The following is a 26,991-nucleotide window of genomic DNA, read 5'->3' as shown; positions in this document are numbered from 1 at the left end:
TGCACGCAATGATTGTCGACTGTCATACGCATCTGTGGCTGCCGCATGAACTGACGGACGAGCTGGCCATCGAGGCTGGCCTGATCCGCGGCGAGCCGTTGGACCTCAGCGTCACGCCCGAGCAGCACCGTGCCGCCACCGCGGGAGTGGATAAGGCGATCGTCTTCGGTCTGCGTGCGCCGCTGGTGGGCTTCCTGAGTGAGAACGACACGGTCGCCGACTATGTGAAGACCGACCCCGCGAAATACATCGGTTTCGCGGCGATCAATCCCGCGGAAGCCGGTGCGCTTGACGAGCTCGAACGGGCCGTGGCTGACCTTGGCCTGCGCGGGTTGAAGATGACGCCGATCTATTCAGGCTATCACCCGCATGATGAGCGGGCTTGGCCCATTTATGCCCGCGCCGAGAAGCTGGGCTTGCCCATTCTCTTTCACCAGGGCACGACGTTTCCGCGCAAGGCGCCGTTGAAGTATGCCCACCCCGAGCAGTTGGAAGACATTGCGCTGCGCCATCCCGACCTGAAGATGATCATCGCGCACATGGGCCATCCCTGGGAAAATGAAGCCATTGCGCTGATTCGAAAACAGCCCAACGTTTTTGCGGACATCTCCGCTCTCTACTATCGGCCGTGGCAGTTCTACAACATGCTCCGCCTGGCGTACGAGTACGGCGCAACGGGCAAGCTGCTGTTCGGCACGGACTACCCGATCGCCACGTTTGAGGACACGGTGGCCGGCCTGCGTGAGGTGGTGCGATGCTCGCGCGAGCAGTGGCAGGTGCCCGAGCTTCCCGCCGAGCTGCCTGACGAAATCCTTTACCGCGACACGCTCGGCCTGCTCGGGCTTGATTGAACCTGTCCGTGTCAAGCCTTCCTTATTTGGAGAAAAGACTCATGGAAACGCGTGTTCTCACCGTCATGCTCGCCCTTCTGGTTATGGGTGGCAATGCCGCCGCCGACGATGCCCCCCGAACGTCTGCCGACATGGGCCTTCCACAATTTCATACCACCGGCGGTGGCGACTGGCACACCGCGGAGAACTGGTTCGAGGAAAGCACGGGCGAAAGCCGTGTGCCCGGCGAATATGACATCGCCTACTTTGGATACCGGATGACGCCCGAGCCCGCCGTCGTCACCTTCTCCGACGACGCCATCGCCAACCGCATCAAAGTCGAGGGCGACCGCGCCCCCCAGCCGCTCACGCTCGAACTGAACGGCCACACGCTGACCCTCAACGCTCAGTGCGAGATCAAGTCGCCGCTCATCGTCGTCAATGGCACGATCACGAACACGAATCGCTACATCATCGACGGCGGCAGCCTGACCATCGGCAGTGATGCCACGATGACGGCCACGGGCGGCATCGACATGGTGACGCTCAAAGACGGCGGCCTGCTCGAAATCGCCGGCGGACGGCTCCGGCAGAACACCGGCCTGCGTGACGTCCGTGCGGAAGCCGGCACGACGATCCATTTCACCGGCGAGGGGGGTTCGATTCACGGCCGACACGCGGAACTGCAGCCCGACGCCACGCTTCGCTACACGCTGGCGAACGATGGCTATCGCGAAGCGCCGTTCGTCGTCGCCGGCATCCGCAGCCTGGGTACGCTCGAGCTGGCCGTCGCGGAAGATTATGAGCACAACCCCGGCGAGCGGTTCGTGCTGATCGCGTATGGCGACGCCGGCCGCGCGGTGGATGGTGTCGAGCAGACGTTCACCGACCTGCCCGAAGGGGCGGTGTTGGCTGTTAATGGGCACCAATTCCAACTCTCCTACGTCGACCGCGGCGTCATCGCCGTGACCGCCCAGGAATGAGCCGTGCCTTGGGTGGAAGGCTGTTGTATTTTTGAATGGCACATCGTTGCATATATTTTCGGGTCGTCTGGCTGGAAAATAGGCTTGCTTCTCCCCTCGCTGCGTAGGGCGGAAGCGATAGGTGTCGACTTCCCTGCTGTTAAGCCCATAAAAACTGATTTTATTTGCGGTACTGTCGTGCCGGCTCCCCTTTTGCGGTTGAGGAGAATTGTAAAAAAGAAGATGAAGGTGTTGAAGTTTTCTCTTGACATCGCTACTTGCCGTTGTAAATTGGTCAGAGACCTGTCTTTTTTATCTGTAGACCCTATCTCATTCGATAGGCACTCGAACTGGAGGATTACAATGGAAAATGCAATTGCTCGCGGGCTTACGATTTCAGCGTTTGCGCTAGCGCTCGGCGGTTTGGGCGTGTCGTCGGCGTCGGCGCAGTCCGGCTTCATGCACTGGCAGACGCCGGGCGGCGGTGACTACCACACGCCGTCGAACTGGAGCCAGAACGCAGTTCCGACGACCTCCAGCGACGTCTACTTCGGTGCGTTTGGACCGATGGGGACGGACCCGGCGGTGATTACATTTGATGAGGAAGGGTTCGCTCGGCAGATCGTGGTCGATCCGGGATACACCGTCACGTTTGACTTGGACGGCAACACGCTGAACTCGGTTAATCGCGTTCAGCGCATCCGCGGTGATTTCACGGCCATCAACGGCACGATCTGGACAGGCTCTCACTCATGGCTCGTTCACAGTGACAACACGACCGCTCAGCCCACGGCTGTGCTTACCATCGGAGCCGGTGCGAGCGTCGAGTCGCGGGCCAGTTCCGATGCGAGTGCGCAGGTCAACCTGTCGACCTCGGCGACGGTGGCTCTGACCAGTACGGGCAGGCTGGTGCTCGATGGCGGCATCCTGACCAACTCAGGCAGTGGTAGTGGTGACCTGGCTGCGAACGCCGGCGGTGCCGTCCACTTCACTGGCAATGGCGGTGGCATTGTGAACCTGCGAAATCTCGAGATGGAAGATGGCTCGACGATGCAGTTCACCCTGAACAACACCGACTACAACTCCGCCGTGTACCGGTTTGTCGGTGACGTCAACAACCTGGGCGACCTCCTGTTGGACGTGGCTCCGGGCTACACGCACAACCTCGGCGAAGTGCTCTACCTGGTCGGATTCAATAACTCGATCAACGACGAGTTCACCGGCCTTGGTGAGGGAAGCATTGTCTCGGCCGACGGGTACGACTTCGTCATCAGCTATGCTGACGCATGGCAGACTGGCGTGAATGATTTCGGCGACCCGACCTTCCAGAACGCCATCTCCCTGACCGCTGTACCCGAGCCGGCGAGCCTCGCGCTGCTGGGCCTCGGTGGGTTGGCGATGCTTGGCCGAGGTCGTCGGCAGGCCTGAGTCCATTGCGTAGGCAACCATGCTTGATCTTCTGCCCGCGGTAACTTTGCGTTGCCGCGGGCTTTCTTCACATGTTCCACAATTCATTATGGAAGGATGGAGAGTCATGGTGACGACTACGGCGCCCCCTATTCACTTGCGTCAATTGCTAATCGTGGCGGCGGCGTCAGCGGCCATGCTGGTCGGCGGCTCGCTGCACGCGGCTGACATCGAATGGACCGGTAACGGTGCCACCGACAACTGGAGCGACACCGGCAACTGGACGAACGGCGTGCTACCTGGTTACGACGACCGGGGGCTTTTCCCGGGAGGCGGCACGCCCGGTGGACCTAATTTCGCTTACATGGTGGAGTTTACCGAGGACGCTGACGGCGGCATCAACGTCGTTGGTGGCAACACCTGGCAGGGGGCCGACGTTGTCCTCAACATGAACACTTTCACCCTGACGAGTACCTCGCAGCAGTTGGTGGTCGGCGGTGGTGTTAACAGTCTTGGCAGTCTTACTGTAAATAACGGGACGCTGAATCAACGCAACTCCGGTTTCTGGGGCGGTCAAGTCTACGTCAACAACGCCGCGATCAACTTTACGCATGGTGGTTCGTGGAATGCTGGTACGGGGTTGTTCCTTGACAACGGGTCGGTTAACTGGGGGCCAGCCAGGAACTGGAACAGCAATAATGACAGCCAGATGAGCTTCAAAGGCGATTCGACGTTTGCCGCTCATTATGTGAACTTTGCCAATGGCAGCGGTCACGTCACATCGTTTGAACTGAACAACGATGACTACGGCACAGCTCGCATTACGGCCACGCAGACTGTCACGGCCGCCAATCTGATTTCGTTTTCCCTCGCCGCCGGATACACGCACGCCCTGAATGATGTGTTTCATCTCATCGCCACGGACACCTCGATCAGCGGTGAGTTCAATGATTTGGCTCACGGCCAGGTCATCACCGTCGGTGGGTATGACTTTCAGGCCGACTACGGTTCGAATTACCTCAACCTCGTCGCCGTTCCCGAACCCGCCAGCCTCGCGCTGCTGGGCCTCGGCGGGCTGGCGATGCTCGGCCGTCGGCGTCAGCGGGCCTGAGCCTGAGTCATGATGCGAAATGGCTTGATCTGAAACGAACGTTCCCCGCGGCGGCCCAATCGGTCGTCGCGGGGTTTTCTGTAAAATTCGTGACCCGGTCGGCGTCTGTATGGCAATCGTCGGCCTTTTCAATCTCAAAACGGAAGTGAGATCAACTGTGGACGACCTGAAAATCGGAGTGATCGCCGCCGGCGGACGCGGGCGACTGGCTAAGCATGCTCACAAGCCCGGCGAAGGCTCGCGCATCACCGCTATCTGCGACATCGATACCGAGAAGCTGGCGCAGCTCAAGGAAGACTACGGCAGCGACGTCCGTGCGACCACGGACTATCGCGAGATGCTCGAGGCCGACCTCGACGCCATCTTCGTCTGCTCGCCTGACTTTCTGCATGAAGAGCATGCGCTCGCGGCGCTGGACAAGGGCGTTCCCGTTTATCTTGAAAAGCCGATGGCGATCTCCGTCGAGTCATGCGATCGGATTCTGCGCAAGGCACGCGAGCACGGCGACCGCCTGTTCGTCGGCCACAACATGCGGTACATGAACATCATCCGCAAGATGAAAGAGCTGATCGACCACGACGAGATCGGCGAGGTCAAAGCCGTGTGGTGCCGACACTTCATTTCCTACGGCGGCGACGCCTACTTCCGCGACTGGCACGCCGACCGTCGCTACAGCACGGGCCTGCTCCTGCAAAAGGGGGCGCATGACATCGACCTGATCCACTGGTTCGCCGGCGCTTACACGAAGCGGGTCTCGGCGTTCGGCCGACTGAGCGTTTACGACCAGGTGCCTCGGCTCAAGCCCGGCGAGAATACCGATACGCGATGGGATAAGGCGCACTGGCCGCCACGCGATCTGCAGGGCTTTCACCCGGTGGTCGATGTGGAAGACCAGAACGTGGTCAACCTGGAGTTGGCCAACGGCGTGCTCGCGTCGTACCTGCAATGCCACTTCACGCCCGACGCCTGCCGAAACTACACCATCATTGGCACGAAGGGTCGGCTGGAGAACATCGGCGACCGGCCCGACTGCCCCATCTTCATCTGGAACCGCCGTACGGATACGTACAACATGGTCGGCGACAAGGTCTTTCGCGGCGAGAAAGTCGGCAACACCGGCCACGGCGGTGCGGATGGGTTGATCGTCGACAACTTCGTTCAGTTCGCTCGTGGCGGCGACGCGGTGGGAAGCTCGATGCACGATGCGCGCATGGCCGTCGCCGCCGGCTGCATGGCGACCGAGTCGCTTCGTGCGGGCGGCGCGCCGCGTGATGTGCCCGCCCTGCCGGTGTGACAAAAGGCGGCGTGGGTCAAACCACGGCGACGGGGCGAAGGTTGCTTCGCCGATAGTCGTGGGGGGTCTGGCCGAAGAGTCGGACGAACGAGCGATGCAGGTGGCTTTTGTCGGTGAACCCGAAGTGGGTGGCGATGGCCTTGAGGGGCAGGTCTGTTTCGCGCAGGGCGTGGGAGGCGAGATAGAGCCGATGCTTCAGTGAGAACTCGGCGAAGCTCATGCCCATCAGCTCCTGGAATTTCTCGGTAAAGACGTTGCGGTTCATGCCGGCCAAATCGGCCCCTTCGGTCACGCTGAGGCGGTGTGGGGTCTCAAAGACCGCGGCGATGGCCCGGCCGATGTGCTCGTACGTGCCCACGCGGATGGAAGACGTCGCTTCGAAGCCGGGCCAGACCCGGCCCAGCTCGGTGAGAAATCGCATCAGCAGCGGTCGCAGCAGAAGCTGGTCGAAGCGGTCCTGATCCGGGGTCAGGGCGAGGACCTGGCGGGCGATGTCCAGCCAGATGTCGCCGCGGTTGCTGAGTTGTTGCGGCCGTTCCTCGGGCGGGGCGGTGAAGAACGAGAGCCAGTTGCAGTCCGGGTACTCGGGGAACTTCCACTGCGCCAGCATGGGCGGGTAGATGTGGAACATGCACAGTTCGAGGGGCACTTCGGTGATTTCGGCGGAGTGTGGCTCCCAGATGCCGGTCAGCCAGACGTCGCCGGGGCCGAATTCCCCGACCCAGTGTCGGTTGCGATGGGCCATACGGCCGCGCATGACGATGCCGAGCTCGACCTCGTAGTGCATGTCCTGCATGCCGGGCCCGACTTCGGGCCAGAGGTCGTGCTTGGTGACGATGGGCCGATCGGCGGACAGGCCATGATCCAACCGTACCAGGGCGTCGTTGTTGAGTTCCAGTTTGCTCATCCCTCACTCCTGCTGCAACACTTCATTGCAATTGTACAACAAAACTGCTTGCGGTTTCGGCCTCGCATTCGTATTATAAAGACAGATGAAGCTTTCGGCCTGCAGTCACAAGCGTTTTGATGCAACGGGTCATTTTTTCGTGAACCACCGTGGCCAGCGAACCTCGAAGCATCGTAGCGCATCATTTATGCAACCCCCGGTTGCTGGCCGACAAGCTGAAAGTTATGTCACCTCGCTCCCTTATACCGTGCCCGTTCGTGGAGCAGCAAGTGGGAAGGCCTCTCTCAGTCAATTCGGCATAGTTTCGACATCATCTAGTTTAAGGAATGAAACGATGAGTCAATCACAGCAGCATGCATCCGAATGTGGAATGGATTCGTTTCGGCTGACGCGGCCGATGGCGCGTGGCCGGCGGGGATTCACCCTGATCGAGCTTCTGGTGGTAATTTCGATCATCGCTCTATTGATTGCCATTTTGCTGCCGGCACTGGCGGCCTCGCGCGAGACGGCCCGGGCAATCACCTGTGGCTCGAACCAGCGACAGTTGATGCTTGCGACGCACATGTATGCGGGCGATCACAAAGACGATCTCATGATTTCGATGACGCCGGATTTTCATTCATGGAACTATCACCTTATTCCTACGTATCTGGGGTGGGACACAGGAACCGATGCGTTTATGCCGGTGATGGAATGCCCCTCAGACGGCGAAGTCTGGACAGGAACCAACCCCATCACCCAGCCTTCCTATGGATACAACCAGCGTCTTGGCTGGCGGGGACTGGCCACGTTCCCGACCATTAACCTGTCGGAAGTCAAAACGCCTTCGGAACTCGTGGGCTTCGCCGACATGTTCCATCCGCAAGAGCGGGAGGCCCTTCCCGGTAGTGAGCCGTTCGCGTTCGGCATTGGCCCAAGCGCACCGATCATCAACGCTTGGGGCTATGGCAACTATTCCCAGTTCAACCCCTTCCGTCACACTGGCGGCTTGAACGTCACCTGGATCGACGGACACGTTTCGCGGTTGAACTACGACGAGGCGTGGGATCTGTCGCGGTTCAACCGCGGTAAGTGGAACGTTAACTGGTAAGCACCGGCCGTGCCGTGTGGTCGGGTCGGAGTGTGTGAGTCCCTCGATCGGCTGCCTTCGGTAAACTCTATCGCGACTCGCTCGTCCATGAGGGCGGGCGAGTCGCGTTTTTTGTTGAGAGCTTTGTATGGGTGATTTGCATTCGAGTTGCTATGCCGACCTGTCGGGCGGACTGCTTGTCATCGGCAATACGCTTTTCGAGCGTCGGTGGGCGCTGGCGGGCCGATCGCTGACGGTACGATCCGTGCTGGATAAGCGGCGCGGGGTTGAGTGGGCGCAGCCGGGGGCTGATCTGCCGGTGTGGCGTCATCCGCAGCTGGTTTTGCCGGCGGGCGATGATGCAACAGGCGGGGCAGGGTTGGAGACGGCGGTCGATGATCTGGCGGGCGCGGCCGAGCCGCACTTGCGGGCCGACCTGGTGCTGACGCGCGGGGGGGCGAAGCAGGTGTTTCGTTTCCGTGTGTGGGATGCGTTGCCGGTGGTGCTTTACAGCGTCTTCTGCGAAGGGGCGGATGGTGCGTGGGGGACGATTGATGAGCCGGAGCTGGTGGATGTGGCGGGTCGGCATTATCGGCCGACGGCCGATCGGCTGGACAGCTTCGACCTGGCGCAGCCGCAGGCGTCGTGGCAGGTGACGGCCCTGCTTGGGCGAACGGACTGGCGCGACACGCTGGTCGAGTCATGCGAGGGCGTGCTGTTTCCCAAGCAGACCGCGCGGCGGGCGGGCCATCTGCTGCATGTCCGGGCGTGGCATGGCGAGGCGGGGCTGGCGGCGATCAAGCTTGCGCCGCCCTTTGAGGAGCAAATCAACACCGACGACTGCGACTTCGCACTCTCCGCGAGCAACCTGTCGATCTGCGGCAGCGGCGTGTCGCGGCATGAACTGGCGGCGGGCGAGCCGACGGAGACGTACCGCGTGGCGGTGGGGGTGACCGACGGTCAGCCGACGAGTGGGGCGGCGCTGTTCAGGGCGTTGATGCGCCGGCTATCGCCGCCGCGCGTGCCTGCGGAGGGGGCGGTCTTCGCCAACAACTGGGGCGGCGGTGGCGGGACGCAGGTGCTCTCGCAGGCGTTTGTCGAAGCGGAGCTGAAAGCGGCGGGTCGGCTTGGTGTAACGCAATATCAGATCGACGCCGGCTGGCATCATGGCGACGCCCGGCAACTGCACGTCGAGCAGCTCGAGCCCGCGAGCACGTCAACGGTCTCCGATCGCTTCTGGGACGTCGACACGTCGCGATTTCCCGATGGGCTGAGCGAGGTGGCGAAGTATGCCGCGGCGAGGGGGGTTCGGCTTGGCCTGTGGTACTGCCTCGATCGGGCGAACGATTATGAGCACTGGCGGCGCGACCTGGCGACGATGCTCGACCTGTGGCGGAATTGCCAGGTCACGCAGTTTAAGATCGACGGGCTGTCGCTGGGCAGTCGGCTGGCTGAGCGGCGGGTGGCGGCGCTGTTTGCCGAGCTGTTCCGTGAGTCGCAGGGGCAGGTCGCCATCACGCTGGACGTCACGGGCGGGCGGGCCCGGCGGCTGGGGACGTGCTGCGCCAGCGAACACATTGCCGACTACTTTCTGGAAAACCGTTATCTCCGCAACGGCAGTTACCATCCGCATCGCACGCTGCGCAACGTATGGCAACTGGCGCGATTCATTCCAACCTACCGCTTGCAGGTCGAGTGGCTGGATACGGCGAGGTATGAAGAGACGTATGGCGATCACCCCCTCGCGCCCGCGCGGTTCGGCACGGCTTACAGCCTGGCGACGACGCTGTTCGCCCGGCCGCTCGCGTGGATGCACCTTCAGCACCTGCCGACGGACACGGCGGCCAGCGTGCAGCGTTTGCTGAGGGCGTACCTGCCACACCAGCATGACATCCTTGCCGGCGAGGTCGACCCCATCGGCGAAGAGCCCAGCGGCGCGGCGTGGACCGGGTTCTGCTCGCGACGCAATGACAGCGAAGGCTACCTGCTGGTGTTCCGTGAGGTCAACGATCGGCCGAGTTGTCGCATCGCGCTGCCGGGCATGGCTGGGGGGGTTGGCGTGACGCTGCACCGCATCGTCGGCGATGGCAGGCAGCGGAAGTTGTCGCTCGATAGTGAGGGGCGCGGGCTGTTCAAACTTGCCCAGCCGCGCAGCTTTGCGCTGTACCGTTACGTGTTGGCGTAGGAACGTGTATGAAAAGGCGCCACGCAGCATCCCGAAGGGTGCTGTGTGGCACGCCTTGGGGCGGCTTGTCATACACGTTCTAGCATGACAACGCGGCTTCTCATTTAGCCGCGGGCCTTGGCCCGCGTTCGTCCCTGCGGGCCGAAGAAGGCGGTGCAAGCACCGCCGCTAAATATCTCAAATGCGGAACCTGCGTTGTCGTACTAAGGCGGCGCGGGTGAAGCCTTGCGGCGAATCAGATGATTTCCAGCATGTCGCGTGCGGGCAGTTCGGGGAACGGGGCGGTGGGCAGCTGCTGATACCAGTAGGCGACCGAGGCGATGTCGTCCTGCAGGGCGAGGTAGCGTTGCTGACTTCGCCAGCCGAGTGCCTGGACGGTGACGGCGATGTCCTGTTCGAAGCGGATGGGGTCGGGGATGTGCCAGCGGTACATGCTGAAGCGTTGCTGCGACTGGTAAGCGCCGTCGGGCCGCAGGATCTGGGGCAGGCCCGCGTAGGGGGTGGAGAAGGTGAGGTACTGGCGGGTCTGTCGGTCTTCGAAGTTGTAAGCGCCGCAGAAGTAGTCTTCCGTGCCCGTGCCGCAGAGGGTGGGGTAGGCGTCGCCGCCGTGCTCGGCGACGTCCTGGCCTTCGCCGAGGTCGCCGTCGAGATAGAACTTCACCTCGCCTTCGCCCCACCAGCCGGAGTTGTTGACGCCCCAGGCCATGTATGTGCCGACGTAATGGCCCTTGCCTTTCACGCCATCGAGCACGGTGTACACCTGCTTGTAGGGGAGGGGGTTGACCCGGCGGAACTGGGCGTGGAAGTATGCGGTGTCGTCGGGCACGTCGTTGAGCGCGTAGTTCACCTGGTAGAAGAGGGTCATGGCTTCGAAGCCGATGTTTTCCATCGTGATTCGGCAGCGCTTGCGGAAGGGCATGGTCCAGTAGCAGTTGAAGCCTCGGCCGGGGTTGACGCATACCGCGAGCGACGTCACCTGTGCGAAGCGGTTCCAGCCGCACGCGAAAAAATCGCCCAGCGGGCATTCGACGCTCGGCTGCTGCTGGCCGTCCCAGTAGATGCGCAGGATGCTGAACCGCCACGGGCCGGTGGGGGTCATCCAGATCGACTGGACGGCGCCCGGGCCTTCGATGTCGGCGATGGTATGGGTTTCGCCCGGCTGGATGCGAACGTTCGGGCGTACCTTCCAGCCGCGCCCCAGTTCACGGGCGCAGGAGTCGGGGTCGGTGGGCTCGGCCATGCCGCCGCGGCCCTTGCTGCCGTCCGGGTTTTCGGGGGTGATCGAGCGGGTGCGGGCGTCGGACACGCGGTGGAGGTTGGACATGTCCACTGCCAGGCCGTTGAAAGGTGTCATCGCTGAGTCCTCGCCGGGTTGGAAGGTGAAGCCGACTGCCGCACTCGGGTGAGCACTATCGTACGTTATCTAGTCATAAATACAACGTCCTGGGGTGAAGCCGGCATTCACTGGCGGTGTACCGGAAGCAGGTCGTATCGCTGCCAATAGCTTTATTTCATTGATTTCGGGCTTGGCGGACAATCGGCCTGGTTTGTTGGATTCTGCTTGCATCCTCGCGGCCCGGAGTGTACAAGTACAACGGAGTGGCGCGGCGGTGTCCGTCTGAAAGCCGTGCCAGGACGCCGTATTTCCCCAGTCACATAATTGATGAAAGATAGCCGATGACATCAAGCATGCAGTCGACGGCCGCCTACACGCGGGAGCATTGGTCGAAATGGTTCTGCCGAGACCTGTTTCACATGTGCTACTGGCCGAAGTACATCCCCTCGCAAGGCAATTGGGTTAATACGCCGATCGATGAGCTGGTGAACCAGCTCGTCGAGGGCGGCATACAGGTGTTGAACTGGGGCGGGCCGGAGAACTGGTTTCCGATCAATGCCGGCATGCATCAACGACATCCGGCTCTGGAGGAGCGCGACAGTTTCTTTGACGAGTTGATCGCCGCCTGTCACGAAAAGGGCATCCGGTTCGTGATCGGGTTTTCCGGCAATGGCGGCCGGGAGGGCAAGGCCGAGTTCATCAAGCAGAATTGGGACGCGTTCAAACGGCAGGGGGCGCACTGGGAAATTGAAGGCGTGAAGCTTGGCGGGCATGAAGTCTGCCTGTTCAACCCGCTGTTCGTTAAAGGCGTGCAGGAGAGCGTGCAGGCGTTGTGTGAGCGATACCCGGTGGACGGGGTCGTGATCGACACGCCGGTGCATCGCGTGCCCGTCGACGCGGCGACGGGCGTTATCACCTGCGAATACTGCCAGGCGGAATGGGAGAAAGTCTCCGGCCTGAGCAAGGCGCCGCGCGAAGACTGGGACGACCCGCAGTGGCGGCAGTTCGTCGCCTGGCAGCAGCAGATTTCCGTGCCCCACCTGCAGATGCTGCGCGAGACGATCAAGCAGGTCGACGAGAAGCTGCTGGTGACCGCCAACATGGTCGCCCGGCCCGTGGACCAGGCCATCGCAAGCACGCCCAACCCGGCGTCGATGCGTGGCGTCATCGACAGCATGTGCTACGAGTCGGTCTTCCTCATTTACAACCTGTTGGACGTCTCGCTGAACCTGAAGTTCGGCCGAGCCATCACGGGATACAACCCCGGCTGCATCCTCAAGAATTTCGAGCTGATCTTCGGCGGCGGCTATGCCCACGCTGAGCCTTCCGCGATCGAAACGGAAACGCTTGCCTACCTGTCGTTGGCACACGGCAGTTGGGTCAACATTCACTCAACCATGGACGAGGACGGTCGGCCGCACGAGCGTCGCACACAGGTTTACATTGACACCTGCCGGAAGCTTCAGCCCGACCTGCCTTACTTTGCCGACTCCGAGCCGCTGGCCTCGGTGGGCGTGGTCTACAGTCGGCTGACGCGCGACAACTACGCCGGTCGAAACCCGGCGTCGTTCCTGACGTCCTACCAGGGCGCTGAGCAGGCGCTGACGTACATGCACGTGCCGTCCCGCCCGCTGCTGGATGAAGACCTGACGAAGGAGCAGCTTGCCAAGCACAAGGCGGTGCTGCTGCCGAACGTCGCCTGCATGTCCGACGCATCGGTGAAGGCGGTGCGCGACTATGTCGCCGACGGCGGCACGATCCTCGCCAGCTACGAGACATCGCTCTACGACGCCGACGAGCGATTCCGCGGCGACTTCGGCCTCGCGGACGTGTTCGGCGTATCGCTCAACGGCACGCTGCCGCTGGCGGAGAAGATCGTCACCGGCCGAGAGAAATGGAAGCGCCAGCCGTTCAAGCTCACCGGGCACCCGCTGCTGTCGGAACTGATCGACTCCGAGATTCTGCACGTGCCCTGGTTTTCCATACGGCCGGACTCGGCCGAGGTGATGGCGAACTGGCTGGAAGTGCGCGAGGGCACGGACCAGGGTTGCGTGAACATGGGCCGTGAGATCATCGGCGAGTATGACGAGCCTTGCATCACGGTCAACACGTTCGGCAAGGGACGGGCGATCTACTTCAGCGGCGACATGTTCTACAACTTTTCCATGCGGCCGTTGCGCTACTTCACGCAGATGTTGCGTTCGCTGCTGCTCGGCACGGACTCGCTGGAGGTGTACAGTGATGCGCCCAAGTCGCTTGAGCTGACGGTCATGAAGCAGGCGGCCGACGACCGAATCAACGTCCACCTGGTCAACATGACCAACACGAACCGTTGGTACAACGGCATGCTCTTCGCGCGACGGAACAACATCGAGCCGCTCACGCGTACGGGCGTGCGCGACGACTTTCCGGATGAGAAGATGCGGCGGATGGCGATGGCCTACCGAACCAAAGACACGGGCGATACGCAGGGCGCGATTGATGAATACCTGCCGATGCAGAACGTTCGCGTCTACCTCGATAAGGCGATGGTGAAGGATCGGACCGTGCTGGTCGATGGCGAGCCGACAACGCAGGTGAGCGAGACGAGCGACGGCTTCGTCTGCGTGACCGTGCCGGAACTGGCGATCTATGGTCGCATCACATTGCAGGCTTGAGTCGACTGATTCGACCGCAACGGTGCCCGAGCGTGAAGGGGAATCATGAGTATCTTTCTTTCAGGTTTTGCATCGATCGACATTACGCCGCCTGAGGGGTGTGAGTTGACCGGCTACGCCGTGCCGGATCGATTGGCGACCGGGGTGCACGACCCGCTTAAGGCGTATGCGGTCGTGTTCGACGATCGTCGGCAGAAGAGCATTTTCTGTGCTGTGGACGTGTGCGTGATTCACGAAGACGTTGCCCGCGTCGTCCGCAAGCGCGTGTCGGGGCGGACGGCGATCCCCGAGCATCGGATCGTCATCGCCGCGACGCATACGCACTCGGGTCCGAAGCTGATGAACAGCGACCTGCTGATCAACCAGCGCTGGGTGCGCGAACTGGAAGATCGACTGACGCAGGTGATGATGTTGGCCGACTATCACCGCGTGCCGGCGACCATCGCCACGGCCACCCGCGAGGCGCCGGGGGTCGGCGGTAATCGTCGTTCGAAAGACGGCCCCGTTGACGCTGCGGTAAGCGTGCTGCGCGTGGACGGCGTGCGCGAAGGTCGGCCGATTGGCGCGGTCGTCAACGTGGCCTGTCACCCGACGGTGCTCGGGCCGGACAATCGGCTGTACTCAGCGGACTACATCGGCCAGCTTCGTGAGGCGATGCAGGCCACGCTCGGCGACGATGTGCCCGTGGTCTGCTTCAATGGCGCGTGCGGCGATGTGAACCCCGGCGGCTACTCGGCCGAGGCGAGTCTGCGCGGCGAAACAGTACCGGGACGCACGTTTGAACGCGCAGCCGAGATCGGCCAGATCATGGGCAAAGCGGCGGCCGACGCGTTCGCTCACGCGACCGCTCAAGCTGAGCTTCGCATTGAAGCCGACAGCAGCACGTTTGATGTCAAGCTTCGACCGTTTCCCTTGCCCGCCGAGGCGCGTGAAGCGTACGACGCGGCTGTTCAGCGCTCACGTGCAGCGCCGCGCGGCTCGGAAGCGCACAAGCAGGCGATGGCTGAGGTCACGTATGCCCAGTGCCAGATGGCCAACGCGAAACGCTACGCCGAGTGTCCCGACGGCAAGATGAACGTGATGGTCCAGGCGTTTTCCATCGCAGACTGGTCGCTGGTGACGTTTCCGACCGAGGTGTTCGCGTCGCACGGGCTGGCGATCAAGCAGAACAGCCCGTTCGCCCAGACCATGATCGCGGCCTATGCCAATCAGTCGCTCGGCTATCTGCCCGATTACACCGACGACGACGCGGACAGCTATGAGCAGCGGGTGGCCTTGTTCGGCCCGTGGGCGGTGGACACCATCGTCGGCATGGCGGAGCTGCTGCTCAAGCAACTGCACAAGCGACAGCAGCAGTCGACCGTGCCCGCATCGCCGACCGATGAGGTGGAAGTCAAGCCCGAACTCGTGCTGGAACACACCGCCGCGGACCATACCTGCGTGCCCGCGATCGATTTCCACCTGCACTGGTGGACCTACTGGCATTCGTTCGAGGAAGTGCTCGAACGCATGGACAAGGCGAACATCCAGTATGGCGTGACGCTGGTTGGCGACGTGTTTCCCCAATGTGATCTGCGCCCGGTGTTGAAGCTGATGGAGCCGGTGAAGGACCGCTTTTTCTACTTCACCTCGGTTGACTTCAAGCGCATCGACGATGACGACTGGCCGAGCTATGTTCGCGAGAAGCTGCGGCAGGATGTCGAGCTCGGTGCGCGCGGCATCAAGTTGTATAAGGATCTCGGCCTCAGCTATGTCGATTCCACAGGCCGACTGCTGCGTGCGATGGACTCGCGGGTTCGCGTGCTGTGGGATGCAGCGGCGGAGTTGAACCTCCCCGTGCTGTATCACGTGGCCGACCCGCCGGCGTTTTTCGAGCCCACCATCGAACCCTGGAACGAGCGGTACGCCCCGCTACGCAGTCGGCCGTCGTGGTGGTGGGGTCGGCCGGGATATCCCAGCTATGACTCATTGATCGATGAAATGTACGAGCTGACCGCGGCCCATCGCGACACGACGTTTGTGTTTCCGCATTGTGCGTCGCTATCGAACGACCTTCGCCGATGCAGCGACCTGATCAGCAGCGGCGACAACATCTATGTCGATCTTTCCGCCCGACTGCCGCAGTTGGCTCGGCAGCCTTACCGTGCTCATGAGTTCTGTGTGAAGCATGCGGATCGCGTGCTGTTCGGCACGGATGATTCGCTGCCCGGCCGGAACGATGTTTACCAGTTGTGGATTCGTGTGCTCGAAACCAAGGACGAGTACTTTACGGCCGACTACTACGGCGCTCGTCAGCCCTGGCGTTTCTACGGCATGGGACTGCCGAAGGACGTGCTGAGCAAGATCTATCGCGAAAACGCGATGCGCCTGTTGAAACTTGAGAGCTGATTAATCGTGAGGACCATCGATCTCAACAGTCAGTGGCGGCTGGCCGACTATCCGCTGAATGCCGGGCTCGCCGGCAAGGCTTATCGTCGGGATCATGCCGTTGCCGCCGATGCGATGAACGTCGACCTGCCGAAGATCGCGCAGGCTGCTCTGTTCGAGCACGGCCGACTGCCCGACCCCTATGTGGACTTCAACAGCGATGCGTACAAGTGGGTTGAGGAGAAGGAGTGGTGGTACTTCCGCGACTTCGTTGTGCCGACGCGCGAGGAAGACGAGCGCGTGTTCGTGCGGTTCGAAGGCATTACTTACAGAGCCGACGTGTGGGTGAACGGCCACCTGGTCGGTCACATCGAAGGCATGTTCCGGCTTGATGAGTTTGACATCACCGATGCGCTGGATGCAACGGGCGACAATCGCCTGGCCGTGCGCGTGCGGACGCAGGAGAACGCGTGGCAGGATGATCGCGGCAGCTCGGTCCGCGGCAAGGTGCGCAGTCAGGGTGTCGTCGCGCAGGCGATGTATCGATGGAACTGGTGTCCGCACCTGGTCGGCGTGGGGATCTGGCAGCCGGTGAGCCTCGTCGTGCGCGAGCCGGTGGAGATCGAGCAGGTGCGCGTGCGGACGATCGCGGTGCAGACTGATCAGAACGAGGATGTTATTCCCGCGGAGGCGCCGGCCGAGATTGAGATCGCCTGGGATCTTGTAAACCGTGGCAACGCGCCCGCGACGGCCGAGGTGACGTATGACATCGACGGGGAAACGTTCGCGCTGTCGCAGTCGATGTCCGGCACCGTACAGCAGATGCTTGGCCCGGGCGAATCGACGACGGTGCGCAAACGGATCAAGCTCGACCACGCCCGACTGTGGTGGTGCAACGGGTTGGGCGATGCCCACCTCTATCGGCTGAACACGCGACTACGCGGTACGCGTGGCGATGATCAAACGGCCACGTTCGGCGTGCGTGAGATCCGCTTTGTCGAAAACGAAGATATGGCATGGGTCACGCAGGTCAGCGGCCACACCGCTCGGCCGTGGACGATGATCCACCCGCTGTACAACTGGGTGCTTTCACTCAACGGTCGTCGCGTTTTCCTGAAGGGAAGCAACTGGGTGCATGCCGACGTGCTGCTTCGCCTCGACCGTTCACGCTACGAACGACTGCTGCGGCCGGCGAAGGTAGGGGGGCTGAACTTCATGCGCGTCTGGGGCGGCTCGCTGGCCGAGACCGACGCGTTCTACGACGTCTGCGATCGCTTGGGCCTGCTGTGCTGGCAGGAGTTCTGGCTGGCCTGTGAAAACTATCCGGCGCTGGATCGGCAGTTGCTCGCCCGCTGCGCACGCGACACGGTGCGCCGGCTGTACAACCGCCCGAGCCTGGTGTTTTATTCAGGTGGCAATGAATTCGAGCCGGACAACATCGAGAATAAGTCGGCGGTGGACACGCTCGCGGCGGTCGTCGCGGAGACGGATGACAGTCGGCCGTTCCGTCGCAGTTCGCCTTACAAGGGTGACAAGCATGGCGGGCTCGTGCCCACGCCCACCGCCATACGGAACAAGTATCTCGACATCCTGCCCGGCGACAAACGGCAGGTGTTGTTTCGCAGCGAGGTGGCGGTGGGCCGTAGTGCGCCGATGTTCGCCTCGCTGGACAAGTTCATTACCCCGCAGTGGCCGTTGGATGAGAAACAGTTCCGGCACTTCTTCGGCGTGCCTTCCGAGTTCATCGGCTTCGCCAGTGAATACGCCGCGGACGACAGCTATACACATGCGGTGCTGGCGAATCACTTCGCTCATGTGCGTGTGCTTCAGGTCAACGTCGAGTATTGCCGGATGCAGATGTTCCGTTGCAGTGGTCATCTGAACTGGCAATACAGCGTGCCCTGGCCTTGCCTGCACCGCGAGATTGTCGACTGGTGGGGGCTGCCGAAGCCGGCGTTCTATCACTATGTCACGTCGAGCAAGCCGTTGGCGTTGCTGGTTGATCTGGAAAAGTACCTTTGGGACCCGGGCGAAACGCTCGACGTGCCGATCTGCCTGGTCAACGACGGCGTGTCTGCCTCGTCGCTTCAGTGCGAGGTCGACGTGATCGACACGCAAGGCAATGTCGTCCATCAGTGGCGTGCGTCGGCGGACATTGACGCCAACGCCGCGCGAACGCTGGATACGCTGGCATGGCAGATTCCCGAGCACCTGGCGGAGCGGACGCTGTTTCTGTTTACGCGCTTGCGCCGCGATGGTCAGACCTTCTTTCAGAATGCCTATTGGATTGCGGTGTCAAACCTCGTTCACACGCCTGACGCGCTACGGCTGGATGGCCCATGGACCGACGGCCGCGGCAATGAGATTTCGCTGCCGGGCAATGACATGCAACTGGGCGATGACGGTTTCGAGTCGATCGTGCAGAAGAATGTCGAGCGCGACTTCGAGCAGACTGCGGAAGACCGGTCGGGCGACGGTGCGACGGAAACGAGCGTTCGCTACTGCCGTACGTTCACGCTGCCCGAAGCTTTGCGTGGCAAGTCGCTGGCGTTTTTCTGTCCTGGCATCGAGGCGTCGTGGGAGGTCATCGTGAACGGGCAAAGCCTCGGTTCGCGCGAGTTGCGCGGGTCAAGCCTCGATCTAGGCGCGATGGCGCATGTTCCGTGGGGCGGGACGCAGCCGGATGCTCGTCTCGATTCGAAAACGGACTACAAGTTTTTCAGCGATCCGATCACACTACCCCGCCTAGAGCCGTGCTTCGTTGACATTCCCGACGGCCTGCTGAAGACGACTGGCGAAAACAAGATCGTGCTCCAGCTTAAGACCGACTGCCAGAAAGTGGTTTCGCAGTCGATGTTCATTCGGGAGCGTACGCCCAATCGCGAGGCGGTGGTGCAGCATCGCAAGCGGGGCGTTCTGTTTCGGGACATGAGGGACATGCCGTCGGCCGAGGTGAAGATTGAAGCCGACCAGTCGAGCATCACCGTACACAACTCGGGCGAGACGGTGGCGGTCATGTTGCTGCTCGACGTCGAGGTTGACGTAGATGGGACGAGCGAGGCGATCGCCACGGACGACAACGCGCTGATGCTCGTGCCCGGTGAACGGCGCGAGATTCGGCCGTTGGCTGGCGGGACTTTTCCCGCGCGGTATCGTCTGACGGTGCAGGGCTGGAACGTGTCGAAGACCGTGGCGGTGGTGGAGGCCTCGGGTTGACGGAACAGGCGATCTACAAGCTTCGGCCGAACCGCGTGCGTCGCAATTATCGCGGCGGTGCGATGCTCGCCCGGTGGGACGGGGTAGGCGACCCGGTGGACGGCGCCTGTCCCGAGGATTGGATTGCCTCGACGGTGGAAGCGCGAAACCCGGGCCTGCCGCCGATCGATCACGAGGGCTTGTCCACGGTTGAAACGTCGGTCGGCGTCATGCGATTGACCGACCTTATCGCCGCCGCGCCGCAGTACATGCTTGGCGAAGCTCACCTTCGCAGCATCGGGCAAAGCGTTGGCTTCCTGGCCAAGCTGCTCGACGCGGGCATGCGACTGCATATTCAGGCGCATCCGACCGCTGCATTCGCGCAGCAGCACCTCGGCAGCCGATGGGGCAAGCTGGAGGCGTATGTGATCCTCGACGTGCGGCCGTCGACCGCGGGCTCACTGCTGCTGGGCTTCCAGCATTGCCCGACGCCCGAGCAGTGGAAGCGCATCGTGCTTGAGCAGGACATGGAAGCGATGCTTGCGTGCTTCGAGGCGATCCCCGTTCAACCCGGCGAGTTGTGGTACGTGCCCGGCGGCGTGCCGCACGCGATCGGCGAGGGTCTGCTTGTGATGGAAATCATGGAGCCGAGCGATCTGGTCGTGCGCTGCGAGTTCGAGCGCGAGGGTATCGTCGTACCGCCCGAGGCGCGGTTCATGGGGCGCGATCCGGATTTCGCGCTTGGCATTTTCCATTATGAGCAATGGAGCCCGGCTGAGGTGCGCGATCGTCTGTGCGTGCAGCCCGAGTCGATTTCAGCGAGTGATGGATGCACGCATCAGCGGCTATTCGGCCAGGCGCACTCGAGTTGCTTTGAGGTGCATCGGCTTGCACTCGACGCCGGTGCGGCGTACACGTTCGCGTCCGACGAGCGAATGAGGGTTGCGATTGTCACCACCGGGGCGGGCCGCGCTGCCGCGGGTGATATGTCGCTGCCGGTGCACAAGGGCGAGCGTTTCATCGTGCCCGCCGGCGGAGGCGAACTGCGCCTGCAAGGCGGCGACGACGGCTTGCAGGTGATCATCTGCATGCCGCAGGTCGGGCCGACCGACGTTGCATGAGCGAACCGGCTCAGGCTTGTGTTGCCAGCAATTCAATGCGTTGGCAGGGAATCTCACCGTGGCGTACGTCGAGGAACGGCTCGCCGTTGCGCAGGCCGACGATGCCATAGCCTTGCGCGGTGCACAGGAACGCGCGGAAGTCGCCTTCAACCTGCGGCCGGAGGTACAGCACCTGGTCGACGGCGTCGTACCATTGGCCGGTCATCCCCTGGAGCAGACCGTAGCTGGCCATCGCGCGGGCGTACCAGTGGCCGCACTCGTATTCGTTGAAGGGATTGCGCGTCATCCCGTCGTAGCGGTCGCGTACCGCCCGCACGATCTTCAACGCGTTGACCACTTGCCCGGTCATCATCAGGTGTGACGCGACCTGGTACTCGATGCCCGTCCAGACCTCGTTGCTGTAGACGAACGGCAGGCTTGGTTCACCCTCCTTGGGCCAAGAGCACAGCAGCAGCCCGGCTTCGTCACCCAGCGCGTAGGTTGGCCGTTGCGGGTTCGCATGTTCGCGCAGGTTGGCGCGGAAGTTGTAGCGGACCACGGCGGTGAGATGGCTCGCGACCTTGCCGGGGTCGATTACCGTCGGCAGGCCGCATACGCGCGCGAACCAGTCGCCGATGATGCCGTCCGACAGGCAGCCCGTTCCATACTGATACTTTGGCCCTTCCGTTTCGATCAACGCGCGAGCCTCGGCCGAGTAGGAGAGGTTCATACTCTTCGCCGCCTGCGCCACAGGGTTGCCGGCTCGCAGATCCTGCCACTGGATCTTCTGGATGAAGTACTCGCCGTCGTACAACTGCGTTTCCAGAAACTGGCGAGCTCGATCGCGCAGCGTTTCGTATTCCGCGACATCGTCCGCGACCGCCTGACCCATCAATACGGCGGCGTGCAGCGCGGCGACATATATGCTGTTGCACATACCGTCCGGGCCCCAGAATTCAATGTCGTAGGTGTTGTGGTGTGGTTCGCGCAGCGCCCCCTCGCGGGCCGGGTCCCATCGCTTGATGCAGTAGTCCAGACTCTGGCGGAGGTCGGGCCATAGGCGTTTGAGCCACGCCGAGTCGCCACTGATGCGCCACTCGCGATAGACCTTGAGGATGCCGCCGAGCTGACCGTCCGCTGCGGCGTGGAAGTCGTGCGCGGCGGGGCGGATAGGCAGGGGGGCGCGGAAGGCCTGGTGGCCCTCGGTGTTCTGGGCTTCATGGAACTCGGTCTGGCGAAGCGTGCGCTCCAGTTCCGGAAAAAGATGCGATAGCGATTGGGCATAGTTCCAGACATGCGTACACGACCCGGGGCAACAGCCCCTGTCGTCACGGCAGCCTTCCCAAGCCCAGATGCGGCCGTCGGCCTGGCGGAGGATGGTGGGGGATTTCAGGATGGTCAGATTGGATGCGACCGCATCGACGACTTCGCTCGGCAGGCTCGTCTCATAGAAGCAGTCGGTGAAGCGCTGCGTGGCGCGGCGCAGCCGATCGTAATGATCATGCCAGTAGGTGGCGACCGCTTCCACGTTGTCGAAACGCGAAGCGTACCAGGGCTGATAGGTTGTCGATGTATCGCAGCCATTGTCGACGTCGGCGGAGGCTTCGGCCTCGTCGCCTTCCCGCAGGCCGGAGCAGGGCACGAACCAACTCAGGCGGATGCGAAGCGTCGTGCGCTCATCCGCCTCCAGCGTCATCGGCACATACAGGCTGCCGCCACGGCTGGGCGGGTCGTCGCCTGGCGGGCCTTGCTCGATCACTTCACCGTTCGCGATGGATCGCCACACCATCGTAAGCGGGTCGAACCAGCCGCCGCGAAACCAGTGGCAGTTCACCTGAGTTGCGCTCGCATCGCAGGTCACCGCCATTGCGCCGGCCGCATGGGGCACGGCATCGCTTCCGTCCTGTTCGAGCACGAAGCCGCCGCTGATCGGCCGTACGCGATGGGCCGAGCGTTGTGCGGCAGGCAGGTCTCCCCACTTAAGAAAACGCATGACGTTTTCCGCGTGGAAGGAGAACACCGCCTCGACGGGCTTGTCACTTGTGTTATGAAGCGCGTACTCCAACGAGGCGACCGGCAGGCTTGAATCGTCGGCTTCGCCTGGCAGGAACGGACTCCATCCGGTGACGGCGGCGGACACTGGCAAGGCGGGGTCGCGCAGCGTGCACGTGCCGAAGGGAAAGCGCGCTGCGAAGTCAGCCTCGGCGAATCGCGGCAGGCCGAGTATCAACCCCTGTCCGCCATTGCCGGAATTCTGGCCGAGCGCGCTCGACCACGGGAACATCACCTTCCAACTCGGCACGGGCCCCTGCAGCACGCGGGCGTGCGGCGTGTCGCCTTTCACGCAGACCGCGCCGAACATCATCGGCTGCGAGAAAATGTCGGGCTGGTGTCGGAACGACACATGCGACAACGCTCCCCCACCTTCGAGGCAGATCATCCCCGCTCCGATGCCGCCGAGCGGGTAGGCGATGCGGTCGAGCTGGCTTCCGGTATATCGGCCGTCGTACGTGCGGTGGCTCATGCCCGGTCCTGTTCGCCAGCGGGTGTCATCGACCGTCCAGCCGTGTCAGCGTCGGGCGGCGCGGCCGTGGGCTATTAGCGTAACGGCGCGCACGTCAGTCGTACCAGCTGTCGACGCCGAGCAGTTTCCGACCCAGCGGCGTGAGCTCGGCCGGCTTGTCGTAGTTCTTGGTTTCCCACTGTCGCGGGTCGGTACCGAGGCCGGAGTTGGTCTGCCATGCTTGAATGCGGGATTGTTGCCGGGCCTTCTGTTCGTCGGTCATGGATTCGGGCCGGGGGGCGGGTCGCATGGTGACGAACTGGGCGAAGCGGACTTCGTTCGAATGGTTTTCGCCGTTGCCGTGGGCGAGCAGCTTGTCCCAGATGACGAGGTCACCCGCTTCGCCGAGCACTTTGACGATCTCGTAGCCTTCGAGGTCTTCCGGGTTTTTAGGGTGCCGGTCGGCGGGCTGGCGGGCGAGCCAGTTTTCCATGTCGCGGTACAGGCTGGGCACGCAGCGGAAGCCGCCCGTGTCTTCGTGCGTGTCCGCGAGCATGATCAGGCCTTGCACGCCCATGGGTCGCACGAGCGGCGTGGGCAGGTCGAGCGTGTTCATGTCCCAGTGGATAAAGCTGTTGTTCAGGATTTCGTAGCCCTTGCGGTAGGGCAGCTTCGCGGCGACCTGGTCGATACTGACCATCAGCTTGTCTTCGTTGAGCAACTCGGCGAAGGCGCGGTAGACGTTGGGGTGTTGTCGGTTGTCCCAGAGCGACTGGTGGTGAAACATCGGCGCCCAGCCGCCGCGCTGGGTTTTCATATCGTAGTCGTCCATGCCTTTGGGCGGGGTGTACCACGCGTCGCGGTCGTTGGGGTCTTTGCCGAGGAACTCCCAGATGGCGGCGATGACCCGTTCGCAGTTCTCCTTGGGGATGACGTTTTTTACGACGACATAGCCGTTGTGCCGGAAGAATTCGCGATGCTCGTCGGTGATGATGGCCAAAGCGGTCTACTCCTTCGTGTCCCGGAAGCGGGGGCCGATGGGTCGTGTCGCTCTTGGGGGAAGGATACTCGAATGCGTGCAAAAATCCAACTACTTTTTAGCCTGCGGGCCAAGCGGGGAAATCAGGCTGTATCGGGTTTTAATACGGAAAAATCGGTGTCGAGTCGTATATGTCTTGACTTTTAGGGTCGGCTGTGTCATCCTGTCCCTCACTCTTTTGGAGGTAAAAATGCAATCAAGCAACACGATGGGCGAGGCCGCCAGCCCTGCTGCCGGCACGGCGACGGAACTGCGCAACCTGGTCGGCGGTTCATGGTCGGCCGGGCGCGGGCAGGCGGTGACGTTGTACAACCCCGCCGACGCGAAGGCGGAGGTCGCCCGCTTCACCTATAGCACGCAGGACGACGTACGTGACGCGGTGACGGCGGCGGAGCGAGCGTTCGTCGAGTGGCGCAGCACGCCGATCGTCAAGCGATGCCGCATCCTCGCGCACTGCAAGGAGCTGCTTGAGCAGCACCGCATGGAAATCGCCCGGCTGATCGTGATCGAGAACGGCAAGACGCTCGGCGAGGCGGAGGCAGAGGTGCGGCGCGGGCTGGAGGTGGTCGAGTTTGCCGCGGGCATGCCGTCACTCTCAAAGGGCGATTACATCCCCGACATCTCAGGGCGCATCGACGGCTACATGCTGCGCGAACCGTTGGGCGTGGTCGTCGGGGCGTGTCCGTTCAACTTTCCCGCGATGATTCCGATGTGGATGTTCCCCGTCGCGATCGCGTGCGGCAACACCTTCGTGCTCAAGCCGTCGGAGAAGTGCCCGATGACTGCCACTCGGCTGGTCGAGCTGTTCCAGGAGGGCGGCTTGCCAGCGGGTGTGCTGAATGTGCTGCAGGGCGATCGCGAAACGTTCGCTGCGATGATCGCCGCTGAGCCCGTGCGGGCCGTGTCGTTCGTGGGCTCGACGCCGGCGGCGGAGGCGGTGTGGAAGCTGGCCGGCTCGCATCACAAGCGCGTGCAGGCGCTGGGTGGAGCGAAGAATCACAACATCGTCATGCCGGACGCCGACCCGCAGGGGGCCGTCAATGCGGTCGTCGGCGCGGCTTATGGTTGTGCGGGTGAGCGGTGCATGGCCACGTCGACCGTGGTGCTCGTCGGCGAGGCGGGCAAGTTGCTGCCGGGCCTGATCGACGCGGCCCGGTCGCTTCGCATGGGCGACGGGCTTGAGACGGAAACGACGCTTGGCCCGCTGATCAGCGCGGCGCATCGCGATCGGGTACTGGAATATCTTGAGCTGGGCCAGCGCGAAGGCGCAAAGCTCGTGCTCGACGGCCGAGAGGCGAGCACGGACGGGCTGCCGGACGGCCACTTCCTTGGTGCGAGCATCTTCGACCAGGTGACGCCGGAGATGCGCATCGCGCGCGAAGAGATCTTCGGCCCGGTGCTGTGCGTGATGCGGGCGGCGGATCTCGACGAAGCGATCGCGCTCGCCAACCAGAGCGAGTTCGGCAATGGTGCATCGATCTTTACCAACTCCGGCGGCGCGGCGCAGCATTTCCGCACGAACATCGAAGTCGGCATGATCGGCATCAATGCGGGCGTGCCCGCGCCAATGGCCATGTTCTCCTTCGGCGGCCACAAGAACAGCATCTACGGCGACCTTCGTGCCCAAGGCCCGGACGCCATCGAGTTTTACACTCAAAAGAAGACCGTTATTGAACGCTGGTTCGGCACGGGGCCGACGGGCAGCATTTGGAGCAAATAAGTTGCAGGACCAACAAGATACGAAGGCGCTTTACGACGAGTACATGATCACCACGATGGTCGCGGGGTTCGAGCCCGTGACGGTGGATCAGGCCGGCGGCGTCGAGATGGTGGGCGAAGACGGCAAGCGATACCTTGACTGCTTCAGTGGTATCTCGGTCGTCAACTGCGGCCACAACCATCCGCGCATCGTCGAAGCGGCGAAGCAACAGCTCGACAAACTGGTGCACTGCTGCACCTACATCTATTACTCGCCGCTGCCCGCGCGCCTCGCGAAGCGACTGGCGGAAATTACGCCCGGCGAATTGCAAAAGTCGTTCTTCGGCAACAGCGGTGCGGAAGCGGTGGAAGGCGCGATTCGCCTTGCCAAGCAGCACACCGGTCGACAGGAACTGGTTTCGCTGACGCACAGCTTTCACGGGCGCACCGCCGCGACGCTGTCGATCACTGGCAATCGTGGGCGCAAGAAAAACAGTGGGCCTTACATGTCCGGCGTCGCGCACGCGCCGGCCCCGTATTGCTATCGGTGTCCGTTCGGCCTGAAGCCTGACAGTTGCGATCTGGCGTGTGCCCAGTACGTCGAAGAGGTACTTAAGTATCAGACGGCGGGCGATGTGGCGGCGTTTGTTGGCGAGGGGCTGCTTGGCGAAGGTGGCATCCTGCCGCCGCCGACTGGCTACTACGAAACGGTCGCGGAGATCATTCGCAGGGACGGCGCACTGTTTATAGCCGACGAAGTGCAGAGCGGTTTCGGTCGGACGGGCAAGATGTTTGCGATCGAGCACACCGATGTCGAGCCGGACCTGATGTGCATGGCCAAGGGCATTGCCAACGGTATGCCGTTGGGGGCTTTCATCTCCCGGCCGGAGATTGCCGACGCGTTTACGCCGGGCGATCACCTGTCGACGTTCGGCGGCAACCCGGTGAGTTGTGCCGCGTCGCTGGCGACCATTGACGTGCTCGAATCCGAGGGCCTGCTGGCCAACGCTGCGGAGCGCGGCGAGCAGATCATGGGTCGGCTCAAGACGTTCCAGGAAAAGTGTCCGTTGGTAGGCGACGTGCGTGGGCGTGGGCTGATGCTGGGATTGGAACTGGTCAGCGATAAGCAGAAGACGCCTGCGGCCAAGCAGGCGGGCGAAGTTCGACGACGCTGTCGAGAGGCCGGGGTGCTTGTGGGCGTGGGCGGTTCGCTGGGCAATGTGATTCGCCTTCAGCCGCCGTTGACGATCACGGCCGACCAGGCGGAGAAGGTCTGCGACGTGCTCACGTCGGCGCTGACTGAGGTGGCAAAGGGCTGAGCGTTCGTCGGT

Annotated in this window: 17 protein-coding genes; 13 read left to right on the top strand and 4 right to left on the bottom strand. The window is 62.5% G+C overall.

The window, feature by feature from the left end:
* Window positions 1-8: 8 nt before the first annotated feature.
* The 5 genes from ACERK3_06465 (at window position 9) to ACERK3_06445 (ending at window position 5,604) form a co-directional block, all read left to right on the top strand.
* Entirely contained in the window at window positions 9-851 is an 843-nt protein-coding gene (locus tag ACERK3_06465; GenBank protein MFA9477939.1) for an amidohydrolase family protein, read from the top strand.
* Between the two features lie 41 nt (window positions 852-892).
* Window positions 893-1,813, top strand: coding sequence for a hypothetical protein (locus ACERK3_06460; GenBank protein MFA9477938.1), 921 nt, complete (start codon window positions 893-895; stop codon window positions 1,811-1,813).
* A 342-nt stretch (window positions 1,814-2,155) separates the two neighbouring features.
* Entirely contained in the window at window positions 2,156-3,220 is a 1,065-nt protein-coding gene (locus ACERK3_06455; protein MFA9477937.1) for a PEP-CTERM sorting domain-containing protein, read from the top strand.
* Window positions 3,221-3,326: 106 nt separating this feature from the next.
* On the top strand, window positions 3,327-4,310 hold the full coding sequence (locus ACERK3_06450; GenBank protein ID MFA9477936.1) for a PEP-CTERM sorting domain-containing protein: 984 nt from the start codon (window positions 3,327-3,329) through the stop codon (window positions 4,308-4,310).
* A 157-nt stretch (window positions 4,311-4,467) separates the two neighbouring features.
* A complete protein-coding gene (locus tag ACERK3_06445; protein MFA9477935.1) occupies window positions 4,468-5,604 on the top strand; it encodes a Gfo/Idh/MocA family protein in 1,137 nt (378 codons plus the stop codon).
* Between the two features lie 16 nt (window positions 5,605-5,620).
* Here ACERK3_06445 and ACERK3_06440 read toward each other — a convergent pair whose 3' ends face one another.
* A complete protein-coding gene (locus ACERK3_06440) occupies window positions 5,621-6,511 on the bottom strand; it encodes a helix-turn-helix domain-containing protein (protein ID MFA9477934.1) in 891 nt (296 codons plus the stop codon).
* 334 nt (window positions 6,512-6,845) lie between these two features.
* On the opposite strand from ACERK3_06440, the gene ACERK3_06435 reads away from it, so the two are divergent.
* Complete coding sequence (locus tag ACERK3_06435) at window positions 6,846-7,601, top strand: type II secretion system protein (GenBank protein MFA9477933.1); 756 nt, start codon at window positions 6,846-6,848, stop codon at window positions 7,599-7,601.
* Window positions 7,602-7,728: 127 nt separating this feature from the next.
* The gene (locus ACERK3_06430; GenBank protein ID MFA9477932.1) at window positions 7,729-9,765 is read left to right on the top strand and encodes a hypothetical protein; all 2,037 of its coding nucleotides are present in this window, start codon (window positions 7,729-7,731) and stop codon (window positions 9,763-9,765) included.
* A gap of 235 nt (window positions 9,766-10,000) precedes the next feature.
* Here ACERK3_06430 and ACERK3_06425 read toward each other — a convergent pair whose 3' ends face one another.
* Window positions 10,001-11,119 (bottom strand): glycoside hydrolase family 172 protein, encoded by a 1,119-nt coding sequence (locus ACERK3_06425; GenBank protein MFA9477931.1) that lies wholly within the window; start codon window positions 11,117-11,119, stop codon window positions 10,001-10,003.
* Window positions 11,120-11,442: 323 nt separating this feature from the next.
* Here ACERK3_06425 and ACERK3_06420 point away from each other — a divergent pair, with 323 nt between their 5' ends.
* The 4 genes from ACERK3_06420 to ACERK3_06405 are packed head-to-tail and all read left to right on the top strand — an operon-like array spanning window position 11,443 to window position 20,441.
* Window positions 11,443-13,758: a beta-galactosidase trimerization domain-containing protein gene (locus tag ACERK3_06420; GenBank protein MFA9477930.1), complete on the top strand. Its 2,316-nt coding sequence runs from the start codon at window positions 11,443-11,445 to the stop codon at window positions 13,756-13,758.
* 45 nt (window positions 13,759-13,803) lie between these two features.
* Window positions 13,804-16,146 (top strand): neutral/alkaline non-lysosomal ceramidase N-terminal domain-containing protein, encoded by a 2,343-nt coding sequence (locus ACERK3_06415; GenBank protein ID MFA9477929.1) that lies wholly within the window; start codon window positions 13,804-13,806, stop codon window positions 16,144-16,146.
* Window positions 16,147-16,152: 6 nt separating this feature from the next.
* A complete protein-coding gene (locus tag ACERK3_06410) occupies window positions 16,153-19,341 on the top strand; it encodes a glycoside hydrolase family 2 protein (protein MFA9477928.1) in 3,189 nt (1,062 codons plus the stop codon).
* Window positions 19,338-20,441 carry a class I mannose-6-phosphate isomerase gene (locus tag ACERK3_06405; protein ID MFA9477927.1) on the top strand — a complete coding sequence of 368 codons (1,104 nt, stop codon included), beginning with the start codon at window positions 19,338-19,340 and terminating at the stop codon, window positions 20,439-20,441. The genes ACERK3_06410 and ACERK3_06405 overlap by 4 nt, the downstream gene beginning before the upstream one ends.
* Before the next feature lie 10 nt (window positions 20,442-20,451).
* Here ACERK3_06405 and ACERK3_06400 read toward each other — a convergent pair whose 3' ends face one another.
* A complete protein-coding gene (locus ACERK3_06400; GenBank protein ID MFA9477926.1) occupies window positions 20,452-22,944 on the bottom strand; it encodes a GH116 family glycosyl hydrolase in 2,493 nt (830 codons plus the stop codon).
* 94 nt (window positions 22,945-23,038) lie between these two features.
* Complete coding sequence (locus tag ACERK3_06395) at window positions 23,039-23,923, bottom strand: phytanoyl-CoA dioxygenase family protein (protein MFA9477925.1); 885 nt, start codon at window positions 23,921-23,923, stop codon at window positions 23,039-23,041.
* Window positions 23,924-24,152: 229 nt separating this feature from the next.
* On the opposite strand from ACERK3_06395, the gene ACERK3_06390 reads away from it, so the two are divergent.
* Together ACERK3_06390 and ACERK3_06385 are read left to right on the top strand one after the other, a co-directional pair.
* Window positions 24,153-25,682: a CoA-acylating methylmalonate-semialdehyde dehydrogenase gene (locus ACERK3_06390; GenBank protein MFA9477924.1), complete on the top strand. Its 1,530-nt coding sequence runs from the start codon at window positions 24,153-24,155 to the stop codon at window positions 25,680-25,682.
* 1 nt (window position 25,683) lies between these two features.
* Window positions 25,684-26,979: an aspartate aminotransferase family protein gene (locus ACERK3_06385; GenBank protein MFA9477923.1), complete on the top strand. Its 1,296-nt coding sequence runs from the start codon at window positions 25,684-25,686 to the stop codon at window positions 26,977-26,979.
* Window positions 26,980-26,991 lie beyond the last annotated feature (12 nt).

Source organism: Phycisphaerales bacterium AB-hyl4, from assembly GCA_041821185.1.
GTDB classification, from domain to species: Bacteria; Planctomycetota; Phycisphaerae; order Phycisphaerales; family Phycisphaeraceae; genus Natronomicrosphaera; species Natronomicrosphaera hydrolytica.
This window is presented reverse-complemented; position numbering and strand designations above follow the sequence as displayed.